At 55.3% G+C, this 3351-nt stretch carries 4 protein-coding genes, 1 pseudogene and 1 riboswitch; of the genes and pseudogenes, 2 read left to right on the forward strand and 3 right to left on the reverse strand.

Features of this window, described 5'->3' with window-relative positions:
- Positions 1 to 1086: O-succinylhomoserine sulfhydrylase (metZ, locus tag Q1B15_RS20585; RefSeq protein ID WP_299757472.1), on the reverse strand; the 1086-nt coding region annotated here is incomplete at its 3' end.
- Positions 1087 to 1138: 52 nt separating this feature from the next.
- A riboswitch (SAM riboswitch) is annotated at positions 1139 to 1217 on the reverse strand.
- Between the two features lie 107 nt (positions 1218 to 1324).
- Between metZ and Q1B15_RS20590 the strand changes: the two are divergent.
- Positions 1325 to 1648, forward strand: a pseudogene (locus Q1B15_RS20590) (glutathione S-transferase N-terminal domain-containing protein); the annotation flags it as partial.
- Positions 1649 to 1680: 32 nt separating this feature from the next.
- Complete coding sequence (locus Q1B15_RS20595) at positions 1681 to 1836, forward strand: hypothetical protein (protein ID WP_299757475.1); 156 nt, start codon at positions 1681 to 1683, stop codon at positions 1834 to 1836.
- Positions 1837 to 2151: 315 nt separating this feature from the next.
- On the opposite strand, the gene Q1B15_RS20600 is transcribed toward Q1B15_RS20595, so the two are convergent.
- Positions 2152 to 2763: an inner membrane-spanning protein YciB gene (locus Q1B15_RS20600; RefSeq protein WP_299757478.1), complete on the reverse strand. Its 612-nt coding sequence runs from the start codon at positions 2761 to 2763 to the stop codon at positions 2152 to 2154.
- 73 nt (positions 2764 to 2836) lie between these two features.
- Positions 2837 to 3351 (reverse strand): EamA family transporter (locus Q1B15_RS20605; protein ID WP_299757481.1); only part of this gene is annotated, 515 nt, incomplete at its 5' end.

Genomic DNA, 3351 nt, shown 5'->3' on the forward strand with positions numbered 1-3351 from the left:
GTCCATACGTTGATCCTCGCTTAGGCGCTGGTGAGTGGTCGTTGTTGGATGCGTGATGATGGACTTGGCATCACCTAGATTGTTGGAAATTGTCACGATTTCTAGCGCGTTTAAGAACCGGAAAGCCGCCGCCTGCCCGCCCTTTACTTCAAGCGAAACGACTGTTCCGCCGCGTTCAAGTTGGGCCTTGGCGATCTCGTGTTGCGGATGGTTCGGAAGATCAGGGTAAATGACACGACCAAGGCGATCATCACCATTTAGCGCCTTGGCGATCTTAAGGGCTCCATCAGCTTGGGCACGCACGCGAAGATCAAGTGTTTCCAGCCCCTTAAGCAGCACCCATGCTGTAAACGGGCTCATCGCGCCGCCGGTGTGTTTAAGGTAAGGTTCGACCGTTTTGCGGATGAAGTCCTTGGTGCCAAGGATCACTCCGCCCAGAACCCGGCCTTGCCCGTCAATGTGCTTGGTTGCCGAATAGACAACGACATCCGCGCCAAGCGCGATCGCGCGGCTAAAGACCGGTGTCGAGAAAACATTGTCGACCAACACGATTGCCCCATGAGCATGCGCAATTTCCGCAACAGATTTGAGGTCGATCACCTCAAGCGTCGGGTTTGACATGCTTTCAAGGAACACCGCTTTGGTGTCGGGACGCACAGCTGCGCGCCATTCGTCAAGGTTCGTGCCGTCGACGAAAGTCACTTCGACGCCGAAGCGGGTCAGTACATCCTCAAGAATATAAAGACACGAGCCAAAAAGGGCGCGCGCCGAAACAACGTGGTCACCTGCTTTCAGCATCGACACCAACGCGCCGTTTACCGCCGCCATGCCGCTGGCTGTTGCAAAGGCGTCTTCGGCGCCTTCAAGCGCGGCGATCCTATCTTCAAACATGGCCACGGTTGGGTTGCCGTAGCGGGCGTAGATAAATTCGTCCTCGCCCAGTTGGTCAAACCGCTGCGCGGCCTGTTCGGCGCTGTCATAGACAAATCCTTGGGTGAGAAAAATCGCCTCGGACACTTCACCATATTGGCTGCGCCGGGTCCCCGAATGGACGAGCTTAGTTCGGGTGTTCCAATCCTTCGACATGGGGACGCCTCCTTTCCAAATAAAAAGCCCCCACCGCGGAGCGCCGGGGGCGTAGCTTACGTCCCTGACCTCTTTAGCGGTTTATTTAACGTGGCCCGCAATCCGGTGTACAAATCGCCACGATGAAAGATGGCTACTCCGACCGCGCCGGGGCGTCAAGATTTGACCATTTCGAGTCATCTGCCCTGCTATTGCACATTCGCACGTGAATTCGAGGTGAAAGAGCCTCGGAGATACTCTGAGCCACCCCATTGATCTGTACCATTGGCCATCCCCAAATGGGTGGAAAATCAATGTTGCACTGGAAGAAATGGGCCTGCCCTACAACATGCATCTGATAAACATCGCGAAAGGCGATCAATTTGCGCTCGACTTTCTGAAGATTTCTCCCAGCAATCGGATGCCTGCGATTATTGAGCTCGATGGCGCTGATGGAGCGCCAGTCTTGATTTTTGAAAGCGGAGCAAGTCTGCAATATCTGGCGCGCAAAACAGCGAAATTCTACGGGCCGACCGAGCGAGAACGCATTGCTGTTGACCAATGGCTGATGGGGCAAATGGGCGCTGAATTGCGAAGGTCACGAGCAAACGCTTAATGACAAACCAAACTTTAAGCGTTTGTCCAAAAACAGTCGGCGCGCGCGCGGCCGCTCAGCGTGGCCACGCCATGGCTCAGGAATTGCGCGACTTTGTGCAAACAGCCGAGGAAAAGACCGAGGCCAATCGGAATATCTTCGGCCAAAAAGGCTGAGGCTGAGGCTTTCTTACCACCCGCTGATTAGGGTGGCCGCCATTGAGATGATACTACGGCCGCCCGGCGACTATCGCCCTTCTTGACGCGCAGTTAAGGTCGCTACGCTTCTTTTGGCCCATGGTGAGGTTCTGTCGGTTTTGCTACTGAATATCTCGCGGGAGTGGCGGTGGAATTGTGCCTGAAGAATGCAGCCATCCTTGCGCTTGTGCAATGGAGTGAGGGCCGCACTGGGGGCGTTCGGTTTCTCGGCCGGCTGGAGCGACAGGTTCTGAAGACGTTGGAAGCACGCAACGACACCGACGCGCTTTTTTACTAGGTGGTCTTGTCGGTCTCGTCTTCAATGATGTGGTCTTGCAAGCCCATGATCTGTGACCACAGGAAGACAAACATCAGAACCGGAAAGCCGAAGGTTTCGATTTTCACCCACGCATCAGTAGACATCGTGCGCCAGATGATTTCGTTGGCAACGGCGAGGCCTGAGAAGAACAATGCAAGACGCTTGGTCAGCTTCATCCAGCCTTCGTCGGTCATAGGCAGAAATTCGGCCATAACCCAGGCAAGGTATGACCGCCCCTGTGCCAGCCCAATTCCAAGGATCACCGCGAAAAGCCCATAGACCAGTGTGGTTTTCATCTTGAAGAACCGTTCGTCATTAAACCAGACCGTGAGACCGCCGAACAAAATCACCATCACAGCGGTGAAAACCTGCATCCGGCTAAGTTTTCCCGTGAGTTTCCAAAGGATCGCGATGCTGGCGAGCAAAATCGGCACGAAAACACCCGCGGCAACAATGAAGCCATCGTATTCAGTGCCGCCTATGGTGTAGGTCTGCTCGCGCATCTTAAGGTAGGCTGCGAAAAACAGAAGCGGCGGCCCAAGTTCGAGGACCTGTTTCACAATCGGGTTGAGCGCTTTTTCATTCATCCGGGTCACCTAACCTTCGCCGTGCGTCCCTGCAATGTGTCATGGGGCAAAAATTGGTTTCACGAACCTCGGCTTATCCACCAACCTCAACCACGACAGCTCCAAGCGCGATAAGGCCCATAAGCGCCAGGCGACGCGGGCCGACCTTTTCGCCCCAGAACAAATAGGCGATGAGGGCGGCGAAAACGACCGAGGTTTCCCGCAACACGGCGGCTTCTCCGACTTTGTCGAGGCGTGTGGCTAACATGATGCCACCAAACGAGAAAATTGCAACGATCGCTCCTGCAATGCCGACTTTGAGAAGCGGTGAAAAGGGGGTTGGGACACGGCCCTTATTGAGGATTAGATAGGCGGCGGGAAAGGCGATTCCGTCGATCAGGAAAAACCATGCAACAAAGGTCAGCGGATCGGCGGTTGCCCGGATGACGAAGGCGTCCCAAGTTGTATAGAGAGCGACGAAACCGCCAGTCATTGCGGCAAAGCCAAGGGCAAGCGGCAGCCGCGCGCGGTCGCTGGTGACATGACGTAGGTTGTAAACCGCAAGGCCGAGGATGCCGCTGGCCAACATCGCGACACCTAGCCATTGTA

It is taken from the genome of uncultured Boseongicola sp. (assembly GCF_937988555.1).
Lineage (GTDB): Bacteria > Pseudomonadota > Alphaproteobacteria > Rhodobacterales > Rhodobacteraceae > Boseongicola.

Bases quoted from the DNA above. Each gene is read 5' to 3' on its own strand.
- Q1B15_RS20595 (WP_299757475.1), top strand. From the start codon at position 1,681: ATGACAAACCAAACTTTAAGCGTTTGTCCAAAAACAGTCGGCGCGCGC.
- Q1B15_RS20600 (WP_299757478.1), bottom strand. From the start codon at position 2,763: ATGAATGAAAAAGCGCTCAACCCGATTGTGAAACAGGTCCTCGAACTT.